The following is a 24,198-nucleotide window of genomic DNA, read 5'->3' on the forward strand; positions in this document are numbered from 1 at the left end:
GTCGCGAGCGCGCCGAGATCGAAGCCGCATCATCCGGCATCCGAAATTGGTTATTGAGGGTATGCCAATGTTTCTGGAAGATGAGTTTGCCATCAGGCGCATGCGCATGCGTCGGATCTCCATTTCATGTCTCGTTGCCATCACCGCTTTTGCCGCCTGCATCACCGCGATGCTGGGGCTTGCCTCCGCCGCTCGCGCCGATGCACAGCCGGCATCCGGCCAACTCGCGGCTCTTGTCCGGCCGAACGACGTTAACAGCGGCTCGCTGCTCTTTCCGTCGAAGGAGCCGGGCTTCTATGTCGAAGCGCCGCGGCTGAAGACCGATGTCGCCATCGATGTCTCCGGCCCGATCGCCAGGGTAAAGGTGACGCAGCGCTTTCAAAATCCGAGCCAGGGCTGGGTCGAGGGCACCTACGTTTTCCCGTTGCCGGATAATTCCGCCGTCGACGCGCTGAAAATGCAGATCGGCGAACGTTTTATCGAAGGCCAGATCAAGCCGCGCCAGGAAGCCCGTGAGATCTACGAGCAGGCCAAGGCCGAGGGCAAGAAGACGGCGTTGCTCGAACAGCAGCGGCCGAACATCTTCACCAACCAGGTCGCCAATATCGGTCCCGGCGAAACCATCGTCGTCCAGATCGAATACCAGCAGACGATCCACCAGTCGGGCGGCGAGTTCTCGCTGCGCTTCCCGATGGTCGTCGCCCCGCGTTACAATCCGGCACCGATCGTCCAGACCGTCGAGTTCAACAACGGCGCCGGTTTTGCCACGCCGCGCGACCCCGTGGAAAACCGGGACAAGATCGAAGCCTCCGTGCTTGATCCGCGTGAGAACGCCAAGATCAATCCAGTCGCGCTGACAGTCAACCTGAAAGCCGGCTTCGCGCTTGGCGACGTCAAATCCTCGTTCCACGCGGTCGATATCAGCCAGGACGGCGACCAGGCGAGGACGATCAGCCTGAAGGCGGACACCGTTCCCGCCGATAAGGATTTTGAGCTCACCTGGAAGGCCGCTCCCGGCAAGATGCCGAGTGCCGGTCTCTTCCGCGAAGTGATTGATGGTAAGACCTATCTGCTCGCCTTCGTCACCCCACCCACGGCCCCGGATACGGCAGCGCCGCCGGCAAAACGCGAGGTGGTCTTCGTCATCGACAATTCCGGCTCGATGTCCGGCCCGTCGATCGAGCAGGCAAGGCAGAGCCTGGCGCTTGCCATTGCCAAGCTGAACCCAGACGACCGCTTCAACGTCATCCGTTTCGACGATACGATGACCGATTATTTCAAGGGTCTCGTCGCAGCCACCCCTGACAATCGCGAAAAGGCGATCGCCTATGTCAGAGGCCTGACCGCTGACGGCGGCACGGAAATGCTGCCTGCCTTGCAGGCTGCGCTGCGCAACCAGGGACCGGTCGCAAGCGGAGCGTTGCGCCAGGTCATATTCCTGACGGATGGTGCGATCGGCAACGAACAGCAGCTTTTTGAGGAAATCACCGCGAATCGAGCCGATGCCCGCGTCTTCACCGTCGGCATCGGCTCGGCACCGAACACCTATTTCATGACCAAGGCCGCCGAAGTCGGCCGCGGCACCTTCACGGCGATCGGCTCGACCGATCAGGTGGCAAGCCGCATGGGCGAGCTTTTCGCTAAGCTGCAGAACCCAACCATGACCGATATCACCGCCACCTTCGAAGGCATCGAGGCCGAGGATATCACGCCGAACCCGATGCCGGACCTCTACAGCGGCGAGCCGGTCGTGCTGACCGCGCAGGTGCCTCACGATCAGCCCGCCGGCAAGCTGCAGATCATCGGCAAGACAGGCGACCAGCCGTGGCGCGTCGAAATGGATATCGCCAATGCCGCCAACGGCAACGGCATTTCCAAGCTCTGGGCGCGGCGCAAGATCGACGATTTCGAGGCGCGCGCCTATGAACGTCAGGATCCGGCCGCGCTCGACAAGGATATCGAGACCGTGGCGCTCACCCATCATCTCGTCTCTCGCGTCACCAGCCTGGTTGCCGTCGACGTCACTCCGTCTCGTCCGGTCGACCAGCCACTCGGCTCAACCAAGCTGCCGCTCAACCTGCCGGAAGGTTGGGACTTTGATAAGGTCCTCGGCGAAACCCCTGCTCCTCTTGGCGGCACGGAGCGCCATGGCTCGGCTACGCCGACAGGAAACCCCGGATCGGTGCAGGCTGCGGCCGAAACACGGGAGCTCGCCGCGTCGCCTGAGATCGCAAACATGATGGCCGCAGCCCCGACCGCCAAGGCGGCCACCATGATCGCGCAAAAAAGCACGACCGTGAACCTGCCGCAGACGGCGACGCGCGCCGACGAGCAGATCATCCGCGGTCTGACCATGCTGCTCGTGGCGCTGACGGCGGCAAGCGGGCTTGCCGTGTGGCGGCGACGCCTCAAGGGCATTATTGCGGTCGGGGTCAAGCGAAATGGTCTCTAGGCTCTCCGCAAGCCAGAATGAGGAAGCGGCCGAATTCGAGCCGCTTCCGACCTATCTGGAACTCGCCATGGCCGCCGCCACGGCCTATGATCGGCCGAAAATGCGCCAGAAGAAGGGTGGTTTCTTCCTCTGGCGCCTTTCCTCGATCGAAAAAGCAATTGCCTTTGCCATCGCCGGCCTTGCCCTCTATGGTCTGGCGCTGATCGGCGACGGCTTCCTGCTGAAGGCGAAGGCAGAGCTTTCCCAGGTTCTGCTGAAACGCGCCTTCGCTGCCGAATTGCGGGGCGAAGAAACAAAACCCTGGCCCTGGGCGGATTTTACCACCGAGGCCAAGGTGCGCGCCCCGCGCCTCGGCAAGGAGGCGATCGTGCTCTCCGGCGCCTCCGGCGAGGCTCTCGCCTTCGGTCCGGCCTGGCTCGCCAACACGCCCCAACCGGGCGAGGAAGGCACCTCCGTCATCGCCGCCCATCGCGACACGCACTTCCGCTGGCTGCAGTATATAAGGCCCGGCGATATGATCGAGGTCACTCGCCGCGACGGCAAACTATTGACCTTCAAGGCCGGCGAGGGCCGCATCGCCCCGTGGGATGCCAACGGCATCGATCCCTCCTCCGATGGCCGCCGCCTGGTGCTGACCACCTGCTGGCCCTTCAATGCCACCGAACAGGGGCCGCTGCGCTACATCCTTGAGGCAGAATTGGTCGATGACCAGGCGACGGGATCGGTTCAACCGGTAAACACAAAGCCGTTACTGCAGGTCGAATGAGGGTTGAAGCCCTCCCCTGCCCACTCCACGTTCAGCCTGGAGAGACCGCAGGGAAGCAAGATGAAGAGAATATCCGCCCTCCATTTCGCCACAGCACTGGTCCTGTTCGGCACCGTATCGGCGGATGCAGCCGACACCATCAAGACTCAGGATCTCGTGGTGCGGGTCGACAAGCTCGCCGACGACCTCGAACATCCCTGGGCGGTCGAGGTCTTGCCCGACGGGGCCTATCTCGTGACCGAGCGGCCTGGCCGCATGCGCATCGTCCGCGACGGCAAGATTTCAGACCCGATCGGCGGCGTGCCCAAGGTCAGCGCCCGTGGCCAGGGAGGCCTGATGGACGTGGCGCTCGCTCCGGACTTTGCGACATCCAGAAAACTCTATTTCACCGCCGCCATCGCCAACAGCCAGGGCTCCGGCACCGAGGCCTTCAGCGCCACGCTTTCAACTGACGAAAAGACGCTCCATGCCGTGACGCCTGTTTTCACCATGCGGCGCTTCACGCCAGGCAACATCCAGTACGGTTCGCGCATCGCGATTGCCCGCGACGGTTCGCTGTTCATCAGCGTCGGCGACCGTGGCGACCGCGACCGCTCGCAAGACTGGCAAGACGATGCCGGCTCGATCATCCACATCAATGCCGACGGTAGCATCCCTGCCGATAATCCGTTCAAAGACGGCGGCAAGGCGCTGCCGGAAATCTGGTCGAAAGGCCACCGCAACCCGCAGGGCATCACCTTCGACGCCAAGGATGGCAAGCTCTATACCGCAGAGCACGGCGCGCGCGGCGGCGACGAGATCAACCAGCCCGAGGCCGGCAAGAATTACGGCTGGCCGATCATCACCTATGGCCGCGACTATTCGGGCGCCGAAATCGGCGAAGGCACCGCCAAGGAAGGGCTGGAACAGCCGCTGCATTATTGGGATCCTTCAATTGCGCCCGGCGCGCTCGCCGTCTATCGCGGCGCCATGTTCCCGGAATGGGACGGCAATTTCCTCGTCGCGGCGCTGAAGTTCCAGCTGCTCTCGCGCATGCAGCGTGACGATAGCGGCGCCTTTGTTGCCGAAGAGCGCCTGTTCGAGGGCGAATACGGCCGCATCCGCGACGTTGTCATCGCACCCGACGGTGCGCTGCTGATGGTGACGGACGAGGATAACGGCGCGCTGCTCAGGGTCTCAAGAGCGCAAGCCCGTAACGGCTGAGCGATCACAACGCGCCGCGCAGCTCCTTGCGGATGACGAACTTCAGCCCGGACCAGATCTCGTCGACGGCGCAGACCTTGACGTCGACCAGACCGGTTGGGAGCAGAACCGCCCGCACTACGTCCTCCGTGATGTCAGTCGGCACGCGTGAACTCTTCTTCGGCCAGGATATCCAGACCATGCCGTCCCGCCTCAAGACACGGAAAAGCGCTGGCGCAACAGCCTCCAGCGCCGGCCGTTCGGTCGTAAACAGATGCACATAGTCAAACGCACGCTGAGGCGTCTCGGGAAGCACGCGGACGACCGAAGCAAAACCGTCGAAGCCATAGATGTCACCGATCGTTTCCGGAATGCCGAGAAGAGCGGCGGTCTGCCCGTGTGCAAGGCCGAGTTTCCTGACAAGCGGCGTGCCGGAATAACCTGCCGTACTAGGCGCCGCCGCATCGCCGGCCGGCTTCCGTTCCTCGTGTCGCATGCATTCATCTCCGTCAACCGACACGAAGTCTTCACCCTTGCCGAAAGGAAACGCAACTGCTAACCGCTTGGGCACATCTCCCTTCCCCATTGAGGACGACATGACGCGCGTTCAGGCGAACCTCCTCCTATTGCTTGCAGCCGCCATCTGGGGCGGCGGCTTCGTCGCGCAGTCGACGGCGATGAAGGCGATCGGCCCCTTCTGGTTCATCGGCCTGCGCTTTGCCGTCGCCACCCTGGCCGTGCTGCCTTTTGTCCTTTTCGAAGCGCGCAAGGCAACGGAGAAGACAAGCGCGCGCCATGCCAAGCTCTACATCCTGATCGGCCTTGCCCTTTTCGGCGGTGCAGCCACGCAGCAGGTCGGACTGCAGACGACGACGGTGACGAATTCCAGCTTCATCACCGGCCTCTACGTCGTTTTCGTGCCGCTGATCGCCGTGTTCTTCCTGCGCCGTGCTCCGCATTGGATCATCTGGCCGGGCGCGCTGATGGCGATCACCGGCATCTACCTTCTGTCCGGCGGCCATCTCTCGGCGATGGCGCCTGGCGATCTGCTGACCGTCGTCTGCGCCGTCTTCTGGGCGATCCAGATCACCCTTGCCGGCACGACCGTTTCGGAGACCGGAAGGCCGCTCGCGCTCTCCGCCGTGCAATTCGCCGTCACCGCGATCTGTGCGCTGGCCGTTGCCGCAGCCGTCGAACCGGTCAGCCTTTCGGCGATACAGGCCGCGGCGCCGGAGATCCTTTATGTCGGTATCTTCTCCTCCGGCGTGGCTTTCGTGCTGCAGGTGATCGGCCAGCGCTACACGACGCCCTCGCAGGCAGCGATCTTTCTTTCTTCCGAAGCGCTCTTCGGTGCCTCACTTGCAGCCCTGCTGCTCGGCGAAACGATGCCGGCAACAGGTTATGCAGGTTGCGCGCTAATGTTTATCGCTATGCTTGTGGTCGAGCTCGTGCCCGGGTTCACCCGGCGGCGCCTGCCAGCCGCGTGATCACCCGTCCAGATATGGGCGAGTCACCCATCGGAAAAAAAATTATTCGATGCGGGAGACGCGCTGGCGTTGCATTTTTGGGAAAATCTGCTCGGAACTTATATTGCAGACGATATAAAACGTTAATCATTCCCTGTCGACGAAGGAAATTTTGCGTTTTTGCGCAAATTGGAGATCTACAGGGGTGTGCCCGGAACGACACGTTAAAAAACTTTCGCTTGCCAAAATCCTTTAAACGCAGCACTCTCAGCGCGTTCGGGCATTTTGCGAGCATGGGAAGTCCTTAAGTATTTGCGCGCCGGGAACGCTAATATTCCGGTCAGCCGGTTCCGAAAATGGCGGGAGAAACTCCTGCCTGGAACAGGCCGAGGTAGAGGGGACCTTTTTCTCAAATTTCAAGAATTGCCTGCCAACACCTCCCGCAAGGGGGCAATGCTATGATGCTGCCCGTGTGGATGGCGGGCAGAGAGAAAAGGACCTGACGCATGGCAGAGACTGGCACTGTAAAATTCTTCAATACCGACAAAGGCTTCGGCTTCATCAAGCCGGACCGGGGCGGCGCCGATATCTTCGTTCACATTTCTGCCGTTCAGGCCTCTGGCCTGGCCGGTCTGACGGAAAACCAGAAGGTAAGCTTCGACACGGAGCCGGATCGCCGCGGCAAGGGCCCGAAGGCCGTCAATCTGCAGATTGCGAGCTGAACCCTTAACAAGGCTGGCGAGTTCGAGTTGAAGCCCGGCAGCAATGCCGGGTTTTGTCGTTCAGCCTTCGTTCAGCTACAAATCTGTACGACTGTGACCATCGAGAAAGGGACCGGCTTTCGGTTCCCGGGATTAGGATTTACACTTATGAACAGGCTCGCCAAGACCCTTCTGCTGACGGCAACCGCTGCTGCACTCACGCTTTCCGCCATTGGTGAAGCGTCGGCCGGTGACCGCCACTGGCGCCACGATAATCATCACGGCAACAACGATGCGTGGGTCGGCGGCGCCGTTGGGCTGGCCACCGGCCTGATCGTCGGCTCTGCCATCGCCAATGCTAATAACGGTCCGGGCTACGAAGAGCGCCGCTACATCGATCCGGCCTATGAGCCTGATTACTACGAGCCCGCTCCGGTCTATCGCGCCCCGCGTCGTGTTTATGTCGAGCAACCGCAATATGTCGAGCAGCCGCGATACTATGCGCCGGTTCGCACGGCGGTAGAACCCTGGTCGCCGCAATGGGAGCGCTACTGCTCTTACCGCTACCGCTCCTTTGATCCGCGCAGTGGCACCTATATCGGCGATGACGGCCGCAGCCACTTCTGCACCGCCGGCTGATTGCACGGCAATCCTTGCTACAAAGCGCCGCTTCTCAGCGGCGCTTTTGTTTTTTGCCTCGTCAGCCGGCTTTCTTTTCCCAAGGCATCGGTCCTGCCTCGGCATCCGGCTCAAAATCGGTCGAGACGCTGACGGCGCGCCATTCACGATCGGCCTCGATACGCGCCGCATCCGCTTTCTCGACATTGCGCACGGCATCGCTGCCGAGCAGCAGCCGGAACGGCGGCTCGTCCAGACCGGCAATGTGGATGACGACCGCAGCCGCTTTGGCGGGATCGCCGGGTTGGCGGCCGTTATACGCACGCTGGAAGCGCGCCGTAGCACCGACCGTCTCCGCATAGTCCTGCCGCCCTTCGGCAAGCACCGTCGAGGAGCCGGCGAAATCGGTCCTGAAGCCGCCGGGCTCGATCACCGTCACCTTGATCCCGAATGGCGCGACCTCCTTCGCCAGCACCTCGGAAAAGCCCTCAACACCGAATTTCGCCGCCGAATAGGCGCCGCGCCCGGCAGGTCCGATCCGGCCGCCGACGGATGAGAACTGGATGATGTGCCCCGCTCCCTGTCCGCGCATCAGGGCGATGACTGCCTTGGTCATGATGATCGTGCCGAACAGGTTGGTCTCGATCTGGGCGCGAAAATCGGCAAGGCTGGTATCCTCGATCGAGCCCACATTGCCGTAGCCGGCATTGTTGACAAGCATGTCGATGCGCCCGAACCGCTTCACACCCGCCTCGATTGCCGCCGCTGCCGCTACCTCGTCGGTCACGTCAAGCGCCAGCGTCAGCACCTGATCGCCATACTGCTCGGAAAGATCGGCAAGCTGGCCGGGATCGCGCGCCGTCGCCACCAGATTGTCGCCGGAGGCCAGAACCGCCTCCGCCAGCGCCCGGCCGAGACCGCGCGAACTCCCTGTTATCAACCAGACTCTGGACATCGGAAACCCTCCTTCTTTGGTTCCCGGCTGATGTATGGTCTACTGTATCCGATCGAAAGAAGGTACCCAGACGATCTATACACACCTTGAGGTAACTGACGTGAGCAGCGACATCTTCGATTTCTGCAGCAGCATGACGGACGAGCAGGATGCTCGGGCCCGCGAACTGATCGAGCGGGCGGCGGCGAAATGGCCGCTGCGCATCCTGCATGTGCTCTCCGATGCCGGCGCACCCCTGCGCTTCTCGCGCCTCATGGAGAGGGTCGAGGGCATCAGCCAGAAAGTGCTGACGCAGACGCTGCGCACCCTCGAAAGAGATGGCCTCATCATCCGCACACTCTATCCCGAAGTGCCGCCGCGCGTCGAATATGAGTTGACGCCGCTCGGACGCGACCTTCTCATGCAAGTCGCCGCGCTCTGGCGCTGGATCGTCGAACACCTGGACGATTTCGATGCACGCAAAGCCGTGAAGCTGACGGCGGCCCGTGCCTGAAGCGCGTCGCCATCTTTCAAACCGCTGCACAGTTTTGCGCGACATGTTTAGGCCGGAATGCGGACCGTTGCCCTCAGTCCACCGAGCGGGCTGTCGCCGAGCGTGACGTTGCCGCCATGGCTGCGGGCGATGTCGCGAGCAATCGCAAGGCCGAGGCCGGTGCCCGACGCATCGAGATTGCGCGCCGTATCCAGCCGGAAGAATGGCTTGAACACGTCCTCGCGATTCTTTTCCGGAATGCCCGGCCCGTCATCGTCGAAGATGACGGTCAGCCATTTGGCATTGTGCTTGGCCTCGATGTCGAGCCTATCCGCGTAGCGACGCGCGTTCGAAGCCAGGTTGGTGACGAGACGCATGAAGGCGTTCGGCCGGACGGATATGTCGTCATCGCCTTCGATGGAATAGCTGAATTTTTTACCATGCAGGGCGAAATCGGATTCCAGCTTCGCAAAGATCTCGCTGAGTTTGAGTTCGCCGACATCCTCTTCGACCTCGCCGCGCGCAAAGGCCATATAGGCTTCCAGCATGGTCTGCATGTCGTTGACGTCGTCATTCAAACCATGCAGGTCGGGATTGTCGCCGGCGAGCGCCAATTGCAGCTTGAAGCGGGTGAGGATGGTGCGCAGATCATGGCTGACACCGGAGAGCATCGCGGTGCGCTGCTCGATCTGCCGTTCGATTCGCTCGCGCATCAGGATGAAGGCAAGACCGGCACGCCTGACCTCGTCGGCGCCGCGCGGATAGAAATCATCAGGCTTCTGCCCCTTGCCGAAACTTTCAGCCGCTCGCGCCAAGGTGAGGATCGGCCGGATCTGCCCGCGCAGGAAGAGGATCGAGATGCCGATCAGCACCAGTGAGGTGCCGACCATCCAGACGATGAAGATATGGGTGTTCGACGCATAGGTCTGGCTGCGCTTGGTCAGCACCCGCAGGATCTTGTTGTCGAGTTTGATGCGGATCTCGACGAGGTTCGAGTTGCCGACCGTGTCGATCCAGAAGGGCCGGTGAATCTCGTCGGTGATCTCGTCGCTGAGGATGCCGTCGAGGATCGAGAAGAACGGCTTGACGCGCGGTGGCGGCAGGTCGCCGTCCGGCTCGATCGAGATCTGCAGGCTGAGCTGGTCGCGGGCGATACGGATGATCTCGCTATAATCCGAATTTTGCGGATAGGTCTCGATGATCTCGATGATCGCGGCGATGTCACGGGTGACGGCAAGCGACAGCCGCTCCGTCACCATTTGCCAATGGCGCTCCATGAAGACGGCGGCGACGACGGATTGCAAGAGCACCATCGGAATGATGATGATCAGCAACGAGCGCGCGTAAAGTCCGGTCGGCAGCCGGCGGCGCAGCCAGCGGACGACCCAGCGCCAGCCCGGCGCAGAAGTGCGGTCTTCCCGCCGCAAGCTGTCGATCGTCACCATCAGCGCCGGTCCCGAACCTTGAGTTAGTCGATGCTCAGCCTGTATCCGATACCGCGCACGGTCTGCAGCCAGACGGGATTGGCGGGATCATCCTCGATCTTACGCCGCAGCCGGTTGATCTGCACGTCGATCGTCCGTTCGCCGACTTCGGTGTCGTTGCCGATCAGTTCATGGCGGGGGATCGTGTCGCCGGCACGCCGTGCAAAGAGCAGCATGATCTCCTGCTCGCGGTCGGTGAGCCGGATCACCTCGCTGGCTTTCTTCAGCTCCTTGCGGGTCAAGGAGAAAGTGTAAGGCCCAAACATAACCTGTTCGATCTTCAGCCCCTCGCCGTTGGCGTTGCGGCGCAGGATATTGTTGATGCGCAGCACCAGCTCGCGCGGATCGAAGGGTTTGGAGAGATAGTCGTCGGCGCCGGCTTCGAGGCCTTCGATGCGGTTGCCCGATTCCGCCAGCGCCGTCAGCATGATGATCGGGACGTTCTTGATGGCGCGAAGCCCGCGGGTGACAACGATTCCGGATTCGCCGGGCATCATCACGTCCATGATGATGAGGTCGAAATCCAGACCGGTGAGCTTGCGCTGCGCCTCGGCGCCGTCGGCGGCGACAGTAACGCGGAAGCCGTTCTCGGCGAGATAACGATTGAGCAGCGCGCGGATGCGGGAGTCGTCATCGACCACCAGCAAATGCGCCGCATCGTCGGAAATACCTGTCTTGACTGCCATTCAATCCGCCCTTTGTCTATCCCGCATTCCGCTGAGGAAAGCTTTTACGCCCTCCCGCACCTCCGCAGAAGCCCCTTCGAATGCCCGCTCAATGCGGCGCGATTGCGGCTCAGCAAGGGCAAGCGCCAGCTCTCGTCCCGATTTCGTCGGATAAAGCTTGCGCTGCCGCCGATCCTCAGGGCCGGCCACTTGGCGAATATAGCCTGAATCGATCAGCTGTTTCAGCACCCTTGCGAGGCTCTGCTTGGTGATCTTTAAGGTATCGAGAAGATCGGCAACCGTCATGCCGGGGTTGCGGTTGACGAAATGCACGACGCGATGGTGCGCCCGGCCGAAGCCGCTCTTTTCGAGGATGGCGTCAGGATCGGAAACGAAATCGCGATAGGCGAAGAAGAACAGCTCGATGATCTCGAAATCGATAATCCCCGTATCTTCCATCGGCGTGGCCAGCGGCTCTGGCTTGCTTGCTTTCGGGCCGGTCTGTCGTGGCACTCGGCACTTCCTTCTCTCTGTCATCTTTACTGAGATAAATTTGCGTCGCTGCTAACTTTCCTGAACTCTGCGCGAGCGCCGCACGGTCTCGCATTCTCCTGGAAACCAAGGCCCGTCCGGCACTCCGACGCAATAGGCGATTTCCCCTTGCGTCTGTGGATAAAACGTAATGGTGACAACAATCAACAGGCATGGCGCTCAAGCACCGGAGGAGTTTAGGGAGGGCTTCAGTTCCTTTCGACCAGCTGGACGGCGAAATCTAGTTCAACGGCGAGTTCGTCGCCTGGGAAAGACGCTAAGATCCACGTACTGATCCGCCTCTATATCGCCGAATATCGCCGTCCCGATCCGAAGACTCGGCGATCTCCCAATCGCCCAGCTACGCCGATCTGCGCATCAGATTTCATTATATTTGGGAGGAAAAGGTTATAAAAATCAACCATACTGGCGGGAAGGTAGGCGGAGAACCTGCGAAAAGCGAGGCGACCTGATGGCCGCCCCGTTTGCACTTCGCTGAGTGCGTCACTGATAGACGTAGACGATCCGGCGGGTCCCCGGATCCACCAGCACGGGCCGGTCGTTGATCCTGGTGTATCGATACTCGTAGTCCGGGATCGTCTGGAAGGTGACATCGTCAGGCACCTCAGCGCCGACGACGACATCGCCGCCGAGCTGCACCGTCTGGCCCGGATTGGTTTCGATATAAGTGCGGACCGTCTCCGGCGGGGTGATGGTCTCGACCGCTCCGACGGGGCCGAGCAACTCGTCGCCAGGTGCCGGCTGTGGCTCGGCCGGCACGACACTCGCGGTCGACTCATAAGTCACGCTAGGTACGCCGATCTCGGCACGGTGCTGCTCGACGATGACAGGACTGCCGCCTTGATCGACCTGCAGATAATCGGCATAGACCCAACCGCGCATGCCGTTGACGTCGACACGGCACCAGCGGCTGCCTTCGATGCAGCCGTCGAGGACCGCTGTCGAGCCGCGGGTAGCAAGGCCGACTGCCGGATATTGCGGACCCGGACCGGCGCGGACGTTGAGATCGTTGACCGTCGTCGCTATAATCTCAGCCTGCGCGACACCGCCGCTCGCCAGGAGCACGGCTCCAGCCAACAGAATGTTTCTCTTCAAGGTCATGTGAGCGTCTCCTTGGTTTCGATGGGCTGACAACGCGTGGGGTTCCACGATGTTCCCATGCGCTCCGCCGAGCGAAATGCGGCTTATGGGGGATTTCATCCAAGTGCTTCGAAGAATTGAACAAACTTCAATTTTTCCGCTCTATTACAATGGCGGAGAGGGGCGTAAATTCTTGTTGCAGTCCGTCGTTTTGCCGTGAGGCGGACCGCAATCGCGGAAGATTCCGGCTGCCCTTGCCACGGTTTCGGACTATACCCCACGCAGTAGAGACACCAAGCGAGGCACTTATGGGCATGCTCCAGGCCGGCATCATTCCGGTGACACCCTTCCAGCAGAATTGCACGATCTTCTTCGATCCCGATACCAAGGAAGGCGTCGTCGTCGATCCCGGCGGCGACGTGCCGCTCATTCTGCAGGCGATTGCCCAGAACGGCCTGACCATCAAGGAAATCTGGCTGACGCACGGCCATCTCGACCATGCCGGCGGTGCCCGCGAACTGAAGGAAGCTCTCGGCATCGACGTGGTCGGCCCGCATCAGGACGACCTGCCGCTGCTGCAGCGGATCGAGACCCAGGCCGCGAAATACGGCATATCAGGATTGCGTAACGTCGTGCCCGACCGGTGGCTGAAGGATGGCGACAAGATCTCTTTCGGCGCCCATGAATTCGAGGTCTATCACACACCCGGCCATGCCCCCGGCCACGTCATCTATTTCAACCGTGCGCAGAATTTCGCCCATCTCGGCGATGTCCTCTTCAACGGCTCGATCGGTCGCACCGACCTGCCCGGCGGCGATCATCAGCAGCTTCTCGATTCGATCCGCGACAAGGTATTGCCGCTCGGCGATGAGGTCGGATTCATTTGCGGCCACGGCCCGGGCAGCCGCATCGGCGACGAGCGGCGAAGCAATCCATTTCTGCAGGAAATCAGATCTCGTGGAGGATCCGATGCCGGCGCATCGGGCGAAGCCCCGAACAACTAGAGCATGATGCCGAAAAGTGTGCGCGGTTTTCGGACGACATCATGCTCTATTTCTTTGATTTAGATCTGGGTGATTTTAGGCCGATCAGGCCTAAAATCACCCTGATCTAATGCATGTCGACAAATGCGCAGCGGTTTTGGGATAACGACTTGCATAAAGACTTAAAGCGGATCGCCTGAATCCGATTCGACGCGAGCGCTTTAAGTGTGAGCTCGCGCTCACATCATCTTTCGGCCGTTTGGCACCGGCTGTTCGACCGCAGCAAGTACGATCGCGCCGTTCTCGTCTTCGAATCCCAGCGTCAGCACTTCCGAGCGGAACGGCCCGATCTGGCGCGGCGGGAAATTGACGACGCCGAGCACTTGCCGGCCCAGCAGGCTTTCCGGCGTATAATGCACGGTGATCTGTGCCGAGGATTTTTTAACGCCGATCTCCGGGCCGAAATCGATCACCAGCTTGATTGCCGGCTTGCGCGCTTCCGGAAAGGGACTGGCCTCGATGATCGTGCCGACACGAATGTCGACCCGCTCGAAATCGGCGTAGTTGATCTCTTCTGCCATATGGTCTCCGTCAGCCGGCCAGTTCCTCGGCCCGCTTGCGCGCCGCCGCAAGGGCTGCGTCGAACAGAGGCTGCATGCCATTCTCGGCCATCAGCACGGCGAGCGCCGCCGCCGTTGTGCCGCCGGGAGAAGTCACGTTCTCTCGCAGCCGCGAAGCGTCGTCGGGGGACTGGTGCATGAGTTCACCAGCCCCCGCGACTGTTTCCCGCGCGAGACGCATGGCGAGGTCCGCCTGCAGACCGAGTTTGCGGCCTGCCTCCGCCATACATTCGACGAGATAGAATACGTAGGCCGGACCGCTGCCCGAAAGCGCCGTCACGGCATCGATATCGGCTTCCGCCGGCACCCATTCGACCGGGCCCGAGACGCGCAGAAGAGAATGGACGCGTTTGCGCTGCTGATCGCTGACCCCTGAATTGGCAAAGGCGCCGGTGATGCCGCGCCCGACCATGGCCGGCGTGTTCGGCATGGCGCGCACCATGGCGGCCTTGCCGAGATGTCTCTCGAGGAAACCGAGCGTCTTGCCGGCTGCGACCGAGACGACGACCGTGCCCGACCCGACCGCACTTTTCACCGCGGGTAGCACAGTTTCCATCACCTGCGGCTTGACCGCCAGGAACAGCACGCTTGCCTTCAAATCCATGGGAAGCGCAGTCAGATGGGTCGCGCCGGCCTCGTTGATCGCCGCCAGCATCGCCGGCGACGGGCCAGGATCGACGACAATGACGGCCGAGCCCGGAACCCCGCTTTTCAGCCAGCCGGACAGCATCGCCCCACCCATGTTTCCGGCGCCGATCAGGACGACGGGATGTGTCGAGGAGAAAGGAGTCGTTGGCATCTTATGCCTCGCCGACCGTTTCAAACAGCACGGCTTCCATCGCCTTCGTCGCTTCCATGCCGGACCATACGACGAACTGGAATGCCTGGAAATAGGCTTCGCAGGTGTCGAGCGCACTGGAAAGCAGCACCTCCACCTGGCGATTGGTAGGCTCGGCACCGCCGGCAAGCAGCAGCGATTGGCGGAAAATGACCACATCTTCCTGACGCCAGAGGTCGAAATGACCCATCAGCACCTGCCCGTTGATCGCCGAGAGCAGCTTGACAACCTCGTTGACCCTGATGTCGGGAACTTTGATATCGAAGGCGCAGCCAAGATGCAGCGCCTCGAACTCCTCCATCCAGGAGAAGGAGATGTGATAGTCCGTCCAGCGGCCCTCAACCGTCATCGCGATCTCGTCCTCGCCGGACCGTTCGAACGACCAGTCGTTGTTGGAGGCAACGTACTCGATCATATCGACCGGGTTCGACTGACGCTCGACTTCCAATTCCATCAGGTTCATGCAGCACCTTCTTGACCGGAACGAATGCGACCTAACTTCGTGTACGAACACAAGAAAGACACACGCAAAATACCGGACCCACCACTCGGATGATCGTTGAACCGCTGCCAGACTTAACGCAGATAACCTGCCCGGAGCTTACCAAGTCGCTTCGAATCATCATTTAAAATCAGTGTATAGCGCCCCTTGCCCCCTGCCAGCCCCCCGAACGGAAAATAGGACCGGCCACTGTGGAAAGGCTCTTCGAAATTCAATTCAGAAGGGAGAATAAGCGACTCTGCGAATTGGCTTTTTTGGCAGTGTCCACAGGTGGAAAACTCACCTGGTTTTTTTACGGAAGATGCGGCGTGTGGCACGAAGGCAACGCCGCATCTGTGTCGTATCGGGACTTAAGCGCCCTCGCCGGCAAGTTTCGCCTCGAGCACGGCGATGCGGGCGGCAAGCGCCTCGTTCTCGTCGCGTGCCTTGATCGCCATCTCGCGCACGGCCTCGAACTCCTCGCGCTTGACGATGTCCATGCTGTTCAGCCAACGCTCGGCCTGGGCGTTGAAGGCGGTTTCGATCTCCTTGCGGACGCCCTGGGCGGCACCGGCCGCATCGGTCATCAGCTTGGCGAATTCGTCCATGATGCGGTTCGTTCCGGTCGTCATGGCGTTTTTCTCCCTTCGCATGAGGTGAATTCAGCCCGTCAGGGCCTCGAGGATTGAGGTAGGGCTTCGCCACCGACGATGCAAGCGCTTTGCACGGGATAAGCTTGCCGGCACCGGCCAGGAACGAGCCATCACGAACAATGGACTTGACCGTCCGGGATCGCAGCGGCATGTTCCGCGCAACTCAACAGGTGGAAAACCTTGCCGATAGCAGCCGATCTCCTTGCCATCATGCCTTTCCCGGATATCGATCCGATCGCCTTTTCGATCGGTCCGCTGGCGATTCACTGGTACGGTCTCGCCTACGTCGCCGGCATCCTGCTCGGCTGGGCCTATGCGCGCCGCATCGCCGCCAATGACAGTCTCTGGCCCGGCAACGTCTCGCCGATATCAAAGACGCAGCTCGACGATTTCATCGTCTGGGCAGCGCTTGGGGTCGTCCTCGGCGGTCGTCTCGGCTATATTTTCTTCTATGATCTCCCCGCCGTCCTGCGCAGTCCGGTCCGGGCGCTCGAGATCTGGAATGGTGGCATGTCCTTCCATGGCGGCCTGACCGGCACGACGATTGCCATGATCCTCTTTGCGCGCCGCAATGCCATACCGATCTGGAGCCTGTTCGACATCGTCGCCACTGTCGTTCCCTTCGGTCTGTTTTTCGGCCGCATCGCCAATTTCATCAATGGCGAGCTGTGGGGCCGGTTGACCGACGTGCCCTGGGCCGTGGTCTTTCCGACCGGCGGTCCCTTCGCCCGCCACCCAAGCCAGCTTTATGAAGCCGGCCTCGAAGGCATTGTTCTGCTCGTGGTGCTAGCCGCCTTGCTCTACGGTATGCGCGCGCTGAAAAGCCCCGGCTTCATCACAGGCGTCTTCGTCTGCGGCTATGCGCTGTCACGCATCTTCGTCGAATTCTTCCGCGAGCCCGACGCCCAACTCGGCTACCTCCTGGGCACGAACTGGCTGACCATGGGTATGGTGCTCTCCTCCCCGATGATCCTGCTCGGCCTCTGGGCGATGCTGCGGGCCCGCCGCCAGGCTGCACTGCAGCTTTGAAAACGGCAGGACGCGCGACATGACCACCGCTCTAGGCAAAAAGATCAAGGCAATCATCCAGGCCAACGGCCCGATCAGCGTCACCGATTATTTCTCACTGTGCCTCGCCGATCCCGAACACGGCTATTACCGGACGCGCGAGCCCTTCGGCCGTTCCGGCGATTTCGTCACCGCGCCCGAGGTCAGCCAGATCTTCGGCGAGATGATCGGCGTTTTCATCGTCCATGCCTGGCAGCGCCACGGCGCACCGACGGGTGTGCGCCTCGTCGAGATCGGCCCCGGCCGCGGCACGATGATGGCTGACATGCTCCGCGTCATCTCCCGCATCGCCCCGCCACTCCTGGACGCTATGAGCGTGCATCTCGTCGAAACCAGCGAGCGCCTGCGTGACGTCCAGAGCCAGACACTCGAGCATTACGGCGAGAAAATCGCCTGGCATAATGGCTTCGACGAAGTGCCGCCCGGCTTCACGCTGATTGCCGCCAACGAACTCTTCGACGCCATCCCGATCCGCCAGTTCGTCCGCATGCCGACGGGTTTCCGCGAGCGCATGGTCGGCATCGACGCCGATGGCGAGCTGACCTTTGCCGCCGGCGTCGCCGGTCTCGATCCCGCGCTTCTTCCCGAACCGGTGCAGAACGTTCCGGTCGGCACCCTCTTTGAAATCTCGCCGGCCCGCCAGGCGGTGATGATCGCAATCTGCGAGCGGCTGCGCGTCTTCGGCGGCACGGCGCTTACGGTCGATTACGGCCATCTCGTAACCGGCTTCGGCGATACGCTGCAGGCCGTGCGCATGCATGAATTCGACCCGCCGCTCGCCCATCCCGGTGAAGCCGATCTGACAAGTCATGTCGATTTCCAGCAGCTCGCCGAAACGGCGCTTGCGGCCGGCGTCCATCTGAACGGCGCCCTGCATCAAGGTGATTTTCTAAGTGGCCTCGGCATTCTCGAACGTGCGGCGGCCCTCGGTCGGGATCGCGAGCCGCAAACCCAGCAGGTCATCCAGGCGGCAGTCGAAAGGCTTGCCGGCGCCGGTGAAGGCCGGATGGGCGAACTCTTCAAGGTGATGGCGGTCTCCCATCCCGCCATCGATCTCATGCCTTTTCGTCCGGTGGATTGACAGGGCGCACGCGGCTGGTCAACATCGGCCCGAAACAAGAACTTGAAGCGCGCCGCATATGCGATGCGCTTGGGACAATGACAAACCCCTCGAAAACCCCGGAATCACAGATGCAGGACGCGGCCTCTCCCGCACCGATCGAAAGCGCGCTGCTGAACGAAGCGGCGGGCAGCACTATCCGGCACGGTTATTTCACGCGGGCCGGCGGCGTTTCCGAAGGGCTGTATCGCGGCCTCAATGTCGGCCTCGGCTCCAGCGACGAACGCGACAAGGTCCTCGAAAACCGCCGTCGCGTCGCCGCCTGGTTCGGCCTGCCGGTCGAGCGGCTGGCAACCGTGCATCAGGTCCATTCTCCCGATGTCGTGATGGTCGGTGCCGATTATGACGGCGCCCGCCCTGACGCCGATGCGATGGTAACGCGCACCCCGGGAATCGCGCTTGGCGTGCTCGCCGCCGATTGCGGGCCGATCCTCTTTGCCGATCCCGATAACCGCGTCATCGGCGCAGCCCACGCCGGCTGGAAGGGCGCGCTGACGGGCGTGATCGAAAATACCATCGCCGCCATGGAGGCGCTCGGTGCGGACCGCGCTCGCATCGTCGCCTGCCTCGGCCCCTCGATCAGCCAGGCAAGTTATGAGGTCGGTCCCGAGTTCGTCGAGCGTTTCGTCGCCGAAAACCCGGAGGACGTAAGCTTTTTTGTGCCTTCCGCAACGCCCGGCCATGCCATGTTCAACCTGCCGGCGTTGACCGTCGACCGACTGACGAAAGCCGGCGTGCGCGCCGAAAGCCTCGGCCTCTGCACCTATCCGGATAGCGAGCGCTTCTTTTCCTACCGCAGGACGACACATCGCAAGGAGCCGGACTACGGCCGCCAGATTTCCGCGATATCAATCAGGGAGACTTGAGCAGAATGGCACTGCATTTCGAAAAGGCCGAATTCGCAAGCCGGCTTGCGCGCCTCACCGAGAAGATGAAGGAAGAAAAGCTCGACGCCTTGCTGCTCTTCGCCCAGGAAAGCATGTACTGGCTGACCGGCTACGACACCTTCGGCTACTGCTTCTTCCAGACGCTGGTCGTCAAGAGCGACGGCACCATGGCGCTGATGACCCGCTCGGCCGATCTTCGCCAGGCGAGGCATACCTCGATCCTCGATGACATCCATATCTGGGTCGACCGGGTCAATGCCGATCCGACGCTCGACCTGAAGAACCTGCTGGTCGAGATGGATCTGCTTGGCGCCCGCATCGGTGTCGAATACGATACGCACGGCATGACCGGCCGCGTCGCCCGTCTGCTCGACGCGCAATTGACCACCTTCGGCCAGATCGTCGACGCTTCCTACCTCGTCAGCCGCCTGCGCCTGATCAAGAGCCCGACGGAGGTCGCCTATGTCGAGCGCGCCGCCGTTCTCGCCGACGATGCGCTCGATGCGGCGATCCGGCTGACGAAACCCGGCGCCGACGAGGCCGATATCCTTGCTGCCATGCAGGGCGCGGTCTTTTCCGGCGGCGGCGACTACCCCGCCAACGAGTTCATCATCGGCTCCGGCGCCGACGCGCTGCTCTGCCGCTACAAGGCCGGCCGCCGCAAGCTCGACGCCAGCGACCAGCTGACGCTCGAATGGGCCGGCGCCTATGCGCATTACCACGCCGCCATGATGCGCACGATCGTCATCGGCGCGCCGACGCACCGCCACCGCGAGCTCTACAACGCCTGCCGCGAAACCATCGAGGCGATCGAGACCGTGCTGAAGCCCGGCCAGACCTTTGGCGATGTCTTCGACATGCATGCCAAGATCATCGACGAGCGCGGCCTGGCCCGCCACCGGCTGAATGCCTGCGGTTATTCGCTCGGCGCCCGCTTCTCGCCCTCCTGGATGGAGCATCAGATGTTCCATGTCGGCAATCCGCAGCCGATCGAGCCGAACATGTCGCTCTTCGTGCACATGATCATCGCCGATTCCGATACGGGCACGGCGATGACGCTCGGCCAAACTTATTTGACGACAACGGATGCGCCGCGCGCGCTGTCCCGCCATCCGCTCGATTTCATCGGCCTCTGACCGGTGAGAATCCGGAATTGACAGACGACCGTCCCCACCCGCATAAATTCGGGTGGGGCTGATTGCGATTGTGGGAAGGACGGATCAAGGGATGACGCGAGCTGCGATTGTGCCCACGCTCCTATTCGTCATGGCTCTGCTGACCGCCTGCAATACCACCGATGCGCTGACCCCGCAGGTCGATATCGGCGATTCCTCAGGGACGGCACCTTCGAGTCCGGTGACGCAGAGCGAGGCCGAGCGTTTGGCGGGTAGCCGCCAGCCGAGTTTCGCGGGAAATCGGCAGCCGGGCGGCTACCATCCAGCCTATGATCAGTCGCAGCAGGCCTATCGATCCGGCACCGGCGCGCCACCGACGACGATGCAGGAGCAGGCAAACGCCCTATCGAGGAGCGGCTCCTCGCGGGCCGCTTCCACCCCGATCGAGGGACAATCGCTGCCACCGCCGGCGGCCAGTGGTAGGCTCCCCGCACAGTCGGCTGAACCGGCCGAGACGCAACAGCCGCAACAGACCGCCGCCCTCAGCCCCGCCCCCCTCCTCCGCCCGGGGCAAAACCGTGCGCTTCCTGCCGATCATCGGCGCGCCGGTGCAGGCCGTGACCCCGCTCTCGCGCCAGCTCGGCGCCGAGGCACGCGCGCATGGCCTTTCCATCAAAAGTTCCAACGACGCGAGCAGCGATTACATCCTCAAAGGCTATCTCTCCGCCTTCAGCGATGATGGCAAGGTCACCGTGGTCTATGTCTGGGATATTCTCGACAGCGGCGGGGGTCGCCTGCACCGCATCCAGGGGCAAGAAAGCGTGCCGACGGCTGCGACCGATCCCTGGGCGGGCGTTCCGGCCTCGGTGATGCAGCAGATCGGCTCAAAAACGATCGCGGAATTCTCCTCCTGGCGGCAGACTCAGGGTGGTTAGTCACAAACTTTTTGCAAATATGGAAGCCTGTGGCGCCTTTGCCCTTGCATTCACGGGGAAGCTGACTAAAAAGCGCGGCTATCAGCGCATAACAGGCGGACCAAAATGAAGGTTTTCGCAGGCAATTCGAACCGGCAACTCGCCGAAGCGATCTGCAACTATCTCAATGTTCCCTTGGGGAAAGCCAGTGTTCGAAGGTTTGCCGATCAGGAAATCTTCGTGGAGATCCAGGAAAATGTGCGCGGTGAGGATGTTTTCCTCGTGCAACCGACCGCCTTTCCCGCCAACGATCATCTGATGGAACTGCTGATCATGATCGACGCCATGCGTCGTTCGTCAGCTCGCCGCATCACCGCCGTCCTACCCTATTTCGGCTATGCCCGTCAGGACCGCCGGGCTTCCGGCCGTACGCCGATCTCCGCCAAGCTGGTCGCAAACCTCATTACAGAGGCCGGCGCTGACCGCGTCATGACGCTCGATCTCCATGCCGGGCAGATCCAGGGCTTCTTCGATATACCCACCGACAACCTCTTTGCCATGCCCGTGCTGACCCGCGACATCAAGAGCCACTATGACCTCAGCAACGTCGTGGTCGTCTCGCCCGACGTCGGCGGCGTGGTTCGCGCCCGCGCGCTCGCGAAGCGCCTGGACTGTCTTCTGGCGATCGTCGACAAGCGCCGCGATCGGCCGGGTGACTCCGAAGTCATGAACATCATCGGCGACATTGCCGGCAAGGACTGCCTGCTGATTGACGATATCGTCGATTCCGGCGGCACGCTCTGCAACGCGGCCGACGCGATGCTGGCCAAGGGCGCGTCCAGCGTCACCGCCTATATCACCCACGGCGTTCTCTCCGGCGGCGCGGTCACCCGCGTCACCTCCTCGAAGCTGCGCGAACTCGTCATCACGGATTCGATCCAGCCGACCACGGCCGTGCTTTCGGCACACAATATCCGCGTCGTAACGACAGCGCCGCTGATCGGCGAAGCCATCAGCCGAACGGCCCAGGAAGAGTCCGTCTCCAGCCTGTTTGACTGAAAACATCAGGCATCCGACGAACTTCCGGATTTTGCTGATTGTCAGCGACTATCTAGTTTTCGCCGCGAACTCGCATCATCTGCCGAAAGGCGCGCCGCTTTAGTGCAGGTATTGCGTTGACGATGCGCATTGTGCTGCGCATGAAAGCGAGCTGAACTGTGCCGACAATCGGCCGATGGGCCAGATCGCCGGCATTCATCTGCTTTTTCGATTCTTGGACTGCTTCGGTACTGTAGCGAAGCATCTCGACTTCGTAGGCGTGTATGGCTTCGACGAGCGGCCTTCGCCTTTGGTTCGCTTCGACCAGCATGCGTCCAAGCAGAGCGGCATCGCGAAGTGCGGTGTTGGCACCCGCGCCTCGTCCGGGTGTCATCGTATGGACGGCGTCACCGAGCAGCGTGACATTCGAACTTGTCCAAGGCGTCAGCGGGACGGAGGTCCTGACCTTGACATCGTGGATCGTCGAGGGCTCCGTCATATGGATGAGAGCACGTAGGTGCGGATGCCAGTCTCGAGCGAGCTCCAAGCCCAGCTCTCTCAATTGTTCACCGTTCAGGCCGGACGGATCCCGCGGACAATTCTGCCGAGCGCCCCAGATACCCCAGCCGATGCTGTCCTCGTCGAGTGCTTCGACGAAATCCGGCCAACGCGCAGCAAACCCGCGGTCACTTCGGCTGTCGGCGAACTCGAGCGAGTGAATGATTGCGCCAAAGCCCATCGGTGCCGTAATCAGTGACATGCCTTTGAACATTTTGTCCGACAGCAGAGCTTTCGTCTCGACTGTCATAGGAATTTTGCCCCCGAGCGACACGATCCCAGTGTCTTCCAGGCGCGCATCCGGCAAGCGTTGCTTGCATACGGTGGAACTCGTGCCGTCAGCACCCACCAGGACATCTCCCGTCGCGAGGCTTCCATCCTGAAAGCACGCGGTGACGGACCCGTCCGCGTTACTTGTGTAACCTTGAAGCGCCTTCCCAAAGAACACGTCGTCTTCAAGTCCCCGGAGCAGAACCCGCCTCAGCGTTTTTCGAACCACGTTCTTTTCACCGTCGAGAGCGTTCGGGTCTGCAGCATCGACGTCGAAGCTCAGCACTTCGCTCAGCTGTTCCGTGAGCATGTTGAAATAGCGCGGCGACCTGGCGCAGGTGGCGACATAGAGGTCGTAGAGTTCGCCGGGGATACAGGCTTTTAGCGCTCGGCTTCCAGCCGGGCTGATGCCGACGCGATAGCCACCGGTGTCGGCATTCGGCGCGAAGTCGCGCTCATACACCGCTATGCAAACCCCAGCCTGCTTAAGCAGGTGGGCGAGTGCCAAACCGCCGGTCCCGGCGCCGATAATCAAAACTTTCATGGTACTAGTCCGGGTCAAGGTTGGGGTCGATCGAGAACTTCGCGGCGATTTGCCTCAGCCACTCGTCTGTCCAGGTGATGCGCTCGGCGCTGAGGTCCTCGACAACGCCGTTGACCCAAGACAATTCGGTTGCGTGAAGCGCCCGGAGATATTCCATCTCCAGAAGGAAGAGCCTTGGTACGGCCTGCGCCTCCCGTAGGACTCCGTCGATCCGGCGGAGCTCTGACTCGATGGTCTTTGCCCTGTGCTCAAGCCGACCCAACACATCATTCGGTGTGAGCAGAGGAAGAAATGATATGGCTGCGGGGAATTCCGGATATTCCCGCGTCACGGTCGACAACATCTCGCGCATCCATTCCAGCGCGATGTCGCGGCCCTTCTCGGTTATCTCGTACACGGTCCGCTCGGGACGCTTGTCATCCCGGACCGTTTTCTGCGGAGTGATCAAACCCTCGCGTTCGAGCCGCTGGATCGTTTGATAGAGGCTCGCCCTCTGCGTGACATTGATCACCTCGTCCTTGCCGCGCTCCTTGATGAGCCGCTGCATCCGGTAAGGGTGCAGCGGCTCCTCCATGAGCATTCCAAGAACAGCGAGCGCGGTTGGAGAGCGTTTGATTGTCATAGTCATAGTATTACTAGTTATTTTATGACTAATCAATGCGATGAGGAATGCCGGAGCCCCCGGCTCGACGTCAGTTCGACCCAGTGGCGTGGCG

25 protein-coding genes and 1 pseudogene are annotated in these 24,198 nt (G+C 61.5%); 14 read left to right on the plus strand and 12 right to left on the minus strand.

Translation table 11 applies throughout. The annotated features are described in order from the left end of the window. Positions 1–67: 67 nt before the first annotated feature. From N2600_RS15425 to N2600_RS15435, 3 genes are read left to right on the plus strand one after another with little or no spacing between them, the layout of a single operon-like run. Entirely contained in the window at positions 68–2,452 is a 2,385-nt protein-coding gene (locus N2600_RS15425) for a marine proteobacterial sortase target protein (protein ID WP_260296714.1), read from the plus strand. Next, on the plus strand, positions 2,442–3,218 hold the full coding sequence (locus N2600_RS15430) for a class GN sortase (protein WP_260109128.1): 777 nt from the start codon (positions 2,442–2,444) through the stop codon (positions 3,216–3,218). The genes N2600_RS15425 and N2600_RS15430 overlap by 11 nt, the downstream gene beginning before the upstream one ends. Before the next feature lie 60 nt (positions 3,219–3,278). Then, entirely contained in the window at positions 3,279–4,421 is a 1,143-nt protein-coding gene (locus N2600_RS15435) for a PQQ-dependent sugar dehydrogenase (RefSeq protein ID WP_260109129.1), read from the plus strand. A gap of 4 nt (positions 4,422–4,425) precedes the next feature. Here the strand turns inward: N2600_RS15435 and N2600_RS15440 are convergent, their stop codons facing one another. Continuing rightward, positions 4,426–4,896: a DUF3052 domain-containing protein gene (locus N2600_RS15440; RefSeq protein ID WP_162116540.1), complete on the minus strand. Its 471-nt coding sequence runs from the start codon at positions 4,894–4,896 to the stop codon at positions 4,426–4,428. Positions 4,897–4,996: 100 nt separating this feature from the next. Between N2600_RS15440 and N2600_RS15445 the strand changes: the two genes are divergently transcribed. From N2600_RS15445 to N2600_RS15455, 3 genes are all read left to right on the plus strand, one after another. Further along, a complete protein-coding gene (locus N2600_RS15445) occupies positions 4,997–5,887 on the plus strand; it encodes a DMT family transporter (RefSeq protein ID WP_260109130.1) in 891 nt (296 codons plus the stop codon). A 485-nt stretch (positions 5,888–6,372) separates the two neighbouring features. After that, a complete protein-coding gene (locus N2600_RS15450; protein WP_260109131.1) occupies positions 6,373–6,588 on the plus strand; it encodes a cold-shock protein in 216 nt (71 codons plus the stop codon). 147 nt (positions 6,589–6,735) lie between these two features. Next, positions 6,736–7,206, plus strand: a complete 471-nt coding sequence (locus N2600_RS15455; RefSeq protein WP_260109132.1) for a BA14K family protein — start codon at positions 6,736–6,738, stop codon at positions 7,204–7,206. Positions 7,207–7,267: 61 nt separating this feature from the next. On the opposite strand, the gene N2600_RS15460 is transcribed toward N2600_RS15455, so the two are convergent. After that, a complete protein-coding gene (locus N2600_RS15460; protein ID WP_260109133.1) occupies positions 7,268–8,140 on the minus strand; it encodes an oxidoreductase in 873 nt (290 codons plus the stop codon). 34 nt (positions 8,141–8,174) lie between these two features. On the opposite strand from N2600_RS15460, the gene N2600_RS15465 reads away from it, so the two are divergent. Further along, positions 8,175–8,633 (plus strand): winged helix-turn-helix transcriptional regulator, encoded by a 459-nt coding sequence (locus N2600_RS15465; RefSeq protein ID WP_260296718.1) that lies wholly within the window; start codon positions 8,175–8,177, stop codon positions 8,631–8,633. Between the two features lie 47 nt (positions 8,634–8,680). Here N2600_RS15465 and N2600_RS15470 read toward each other — a convergent pair whose 3' ends face one another. The 4 genes from N2600_RS15470 to N2600_RS15485 form a co-directional block, all read right to left on the minus strand. Next, a complete protein-coding gene (locus tag N2600_RS15470; RefSeq protein WP_017965306.1) occupies positions 8,681–10,057 on the minus strand; it encodes an ATP-binding protein in 1,377 nt (458 codons plus the stop codon). A 23-nt stretch (positions 10,058–10,080) separates the two neighbouring features. Next, complete coding sequence (locus N2600_RS15475) at positions 10,081–10,782, minus strand: response regulator (protein ID WP_260056483.1); 702 nt, start codon at positions 10,780–10,782, stop codon at positions 10,081–10,083. After that, on the minus strand, positions 10,783–11,274 hold the full coding sequence (locus N2600_RS15480; protein ID WP_017965308.1) for a MarR family winged helix-turn-helix transcriptional regulator: 492 nt from the start codon (positions 11,272–11,274) through the stop codon (positions 10,783–10,785). It lies immediately after the preceding gene. Between the two features lie 522 nt (positions 11,275–11,796). Next, entirely contained in the window at positions 11,797–12,414 is a 618-nt protein-coding gene (locus tag N2600_RS15485; RefSeq protein ID WP_260056485.1) for a DUF1236 domain-containing protein, read from the minus strand. 287 nt (positions 12,415–12,701) lie between these two features. Between N2600_RS15485 and N2600_RS15490 the strand changes: the two genes are divergently transcribed. Then, positions 12,702–13,397, plus strand: coding sequence for an MBL fold metallo-hydrolase (locus N2600_RS15490; protein ID WP_162116534.1), 696 nt, complete (start codon positions 12,702–12,704; stop codon positions 13,395–13,397). Positions 13,398–13,615: 218 nt separating this feature from the next. Here N2600_RS15490 and N2600_RS15495 read toward each other — a convergent pair whose 3' ends face one another. The 4 genes from N2600_RS15495 to N2600_RS15510 all read right to left on the minus strand — a co-directional run bounded on the left by N2600_RS15495 (position 13,616) and on the right by N2600_RS15510 (position 15,947). After that, the gene (locus tag N2600_RS15495; RefSeq protein ID WP_130744750.1) at positions 13,616–13,957 is read right to left on the minus strand and encodes a tRNA-binding protein; all 342 of its coding nucleotides are present in this window, start codon (positions 13,955–13,957) and stop codon (positions 13,616–13,618) included. A 10-nt stretch (positions 13,958–13,967) separates the two neighbouring features. Then, entirely contained in the window at positions 13,968–14,795 is an 828-nt protein-coding gene (gene proC / locus N2600_RS15500; RefSeq protein ID WP_222279915.1) for a pyrroline-5-carboxylate reductase, read from the minus strand. A 1-nt stretch (position 14,796) separates the two neighbouring features. Next, positions 14,797–15,297, minus strand: a complete 501-nt coding sequence (locus tag N2600_RS15505) for a YbjN domain-containing protein (RefSeq protein ID WP_017965314.1) — start codon at positions 15,295–15,297, stop codon at positions 14,797–14,799. A 389-nt stretch (positions 15,298–15,686) separates the two neighbouring features. Then, entirely contained in the window at positions 15,687–15,947 is a 261-nt protein-coding gene (locus N2600_RS15510; RefSeq protein WP_003561307.1) for an accessory factor UbiK family protein, read from the minus strand. Between the two features lie 201 nt (positions 15,948–16,148). Here N2600_RS15510 and lgt point away from each other — a divergent pair, with 201 nt between their 5' ends. The 6 genes and pseudogenes from lgt (at position 16,149) to N2600_RS15540 (ending at position 22,131) form a co-directional block, all read left to right on the plus strand. Further along, entirely contained in the window at positions 16,149–16,997 is an 849-nt protein-coding gene (gene lgt, locus N2600_RS15515; protein ID WP_260109137.1) for a prolipoprotein diacylglyceryl transferase, read from the plus strand. 19 nt (positions 16,998–17,016) lie between these two features. Further along, positions 17,017–18,117, plus strand: a complete 1,101-nt coding sequence (locus tag N2600_RS15520; RefSeq protein ID WP_260296723.1) for a class I SAM-dependent methyltransferase — start codon at positions 17,017–17,019, stop codon at positions 18,115–18,117. A gap of 110 nt (positions 18,118–18,227) precedes the next feature. After that, positions 18,228–19,022, plus strand: a complete 795-nt coding sequence (pgeF, locus tag N2600_RS15525; RefSeq protein ID WP_222312681.1) for a peptidoglycan editing factor PgeF — start codon at positions 18,228–18,230, stop codon at positions 19,020–19,022. Between the two features lie 5 nt (positions 19,023–19,027). Then, the gene (locus N2600_RS15530; protein ID WP_260296725.1) at positions 19,028–20,179 is read left to right on the plus strand and encodes a M24 family metallopeptidase; all 1,152 of its coding nucleotides are present in this window, start codon (positions 19,028–19,030) and stop codon (positions 20,177–20,179) included. Between the two features lie 91 nt (positions 20,180–20,270). Continuing rightward, positions 20,271–21,093 (plus strand): annotated as a pseudogene (locus N2600_RS15535) (hypothetical protein). A gap of 105 nt (positions 21,094–21,198) precedes the next feature. Continuing rightward, positions 21,199–22,131 carry a ribose-phosphate pyrophosphokinase gene (locus N2600_RS15540; RefSeq protein ID WP_017965321.1) on the plus strand — a complete coding sequence of 311 codons (933 nt, stop codon included), beginning with the start codon at positions 21,199–21,201 and terminating at the stop codon, positions 22,129–22,131. A gap of 52 nt (positions 22,132–22,183) precedes the next feature. Here N2600_RS15540 and N2600_RS15545 read toward each other — a convergent pair whose 3' ends face one another. Both N2600_RS15545 and N2600_RS15550 read right to left on the minus strand, forming a co-directional pair. Next, entirely contained in the window at positions 22,184–23,482 is a 1,299-nt protein-coding gene (locus N2600_RS15545) for an FAD-dependent oxidoreductase (protein WP_260296726.1), read from the minus strand. A 4-nt stretch (positions 23,483–23,486) separates the two neighbouring features. Continuing rightward, on the minus strand, positions 23,487–24,056 hold the full coding sequence (locus N2600_RS15550; RefSeq protein WP_170260673.1) for a PadR family transcriptional regulator: 570 nt from the start codon (positions 24,054–24,056) through the stop codon (positions 23,487–23,489). Between the last annotated feature and the right edge of the window lie 142 nt (positions 24,057–24,198).

The sequence above is a fragment of the Rhizobium sp. WSM1274 genome, assembly GCF_025200775.1.
In the GTDB taxonomy this organism is placed as follows: Bacteria; Pseudomonadota; Alphaproteobacteria; order Rhizobiales; family Rhizobiaceae; genus Rhizobium; species Rhizobium leguminosarum_I.

Excerpts from the sequence above, each read along its gene's own strand:
- N2600_RS15475 (WP_260056483.1), bottom strand. The coding sequence starts at position 10,782 with ATGGCAGTCAAGACAGGTATTTCCGACGATGCGGCGCATTTGCTGGTG.
- N2600_RS15490 (WP_162116534.1), top strand. The coding sequence starts at position 12,702 with ATGGGCATGCTCCAGGCCGGCATCATTCCGGTGACACCCTTCCAGCAG.
- N2600_RS15440 (WP_162116540.1), bottom strand. The coding sequence starts at position 4,896 with ATGCGACACGAGGAACGGAAGCCGGCCGGCGATGCGGCGGCGCCTAGT.
- N2600_RS15530 (WP_260296725.1), top strand. The coding sequence starts at position 19,028 with ATGGCACTGCATTTCGAAAAGGCCGAATTCGCAAGCCGGCTTGCGCGC.
- pgeF (WP_222312681.1), top strand. The coding sequence starts at position 18,228 with ATGCAGGACGCGGCCTCTCCCGCACCGATCGAAAGCGCGCTGCTGAAC.
- N2600_RS15520 (WP_260296723.1), top strand. The coding sequence starts at position 17,017 with ATGACCACCGCTCTAGGCAAAAAGATCAAGGCAATCATCCAGGCCAAC.
- N2600_RS15485 (WP_260056485.1), bottom strand. The coding sequence starts at position 12,414 with ATGACCTTGAAGAGAAACATTCTGTTGGCTGGAGCCGTGCTCCTGGCG.
- N2600_RS15545 (WP_260296726.1), bottom strand. The coding sequence starts at position 23,482 with ATGAAAGTTTTGATTATCGGCGCCGGGACCGGCGGTTTGGCACTCGCC.
- N2600_RS15450 (WP_260109131.1), top strand. The coding sequence starts at position 6,373 with ATGGCAGAGACTGGCACTGTAAAATTCTTCAATACCGACAAAGGCTTC.
- N2600_RS15540 (WP_017965321.1), top strand. The coding sequence starts at position 21,199 with ATGAAGGTTTTCGCAGGCAATTCGAACCGGCAACTCGCCGAAGCGATC.
- N2600_RS15465 (WP_260296718.1), top strand. The coding sequence starts at position 8,175 with ATGGTCTACTGTATCCGATCGAAAGAAGGTACCCAGACGATCTATACA.
- N2600_RS15470 (WP_017965306.1), bottom strand. The coding sequence starts at position 10,057 with ATGGTGACGATCGACAGCTTGCGGCGGGAAGACCGCACTTCTGCGCCG.
- N2600_RS15460 (WP_260109133.1), bottom strand. The coding sequence starts at position 8,140 with ATGTCCAGAGTCTGGTTGATAACAGGGAGTTCGCGCGGTCTCGGCCGG.
- proC (WP_222279915.1), bottom strand. The coding sequence starts at position 14,795 with ATGCCAACGACTCCTTTCTCCTCGACACATCCCGTCGTCCTGATCGGC.
- N2600_RS15430 (WP_260109128.1), top strand. The coding sequence starts at position 2,442 with ATGGTCTCTAGGCTCTCCGCAAGCCAGAATGAGGAAGCGGCCGAATTC.
- N2600_RS15510 (WP_003561307.1), bottom strand. The coding sequence starts at position 15,947 with ATGACGACCGGAACGAACCGCATCATGGACGAATTCGCCAAGCTGATG.
- N2600_RS15495 (WP_130744750.1), bottom strand. The coding sequence starts at position 13,957 with ATGGCAGAAGAGATCAACTACGCCGATTTCGAGCGGGTCGACATTCGT.
- N2600_RS15435 (WP_260109129.1), top strand. The coding sequence starts at position 3,279 with ATGAAGAGAATATCCGCCCTCCATTTCGCCACAGCACTGGTCCTGTTC.
- N2600_RS15425 (WP_260296714.1), top strand. The coding sequence starts at position 68 with ATGTTTCTGGAAGATGAGTTTGCCATCAGGCGCATGCGCATGCGTCGG.
- N2600_RS15550 (WP_170260673.1), bottom strand. The coding sequence starts at position 24,056 with ATGGAGGAGCCGCTGCACCCTTACCGGATGCAGCGGCTCATCAAGGAG.
- N2600_RS15445 (WP_260109130.1), top strand. The coding sequence starts at position 4,997 with ATGACGCGCGTTCAGGCGAACCTCCTCCTATTGCTTGCAGCCGCCATC.
- N2600_RS15455 (WP_260109132.1), top strand. The coding sequence starts at position 6,736 with ATGAACAGGCTCGCCAAGACCCTTCTGCTGACGGCAACCGCTGCTGCA.
- N2600_RS15505 (WP_017965314.1), bottom strand. The coding sequence starts at position 15,297 with ATGAACCTGATGGAATTGGAAGTCGAGCGTCAGTCGAACCCGGTCGAT.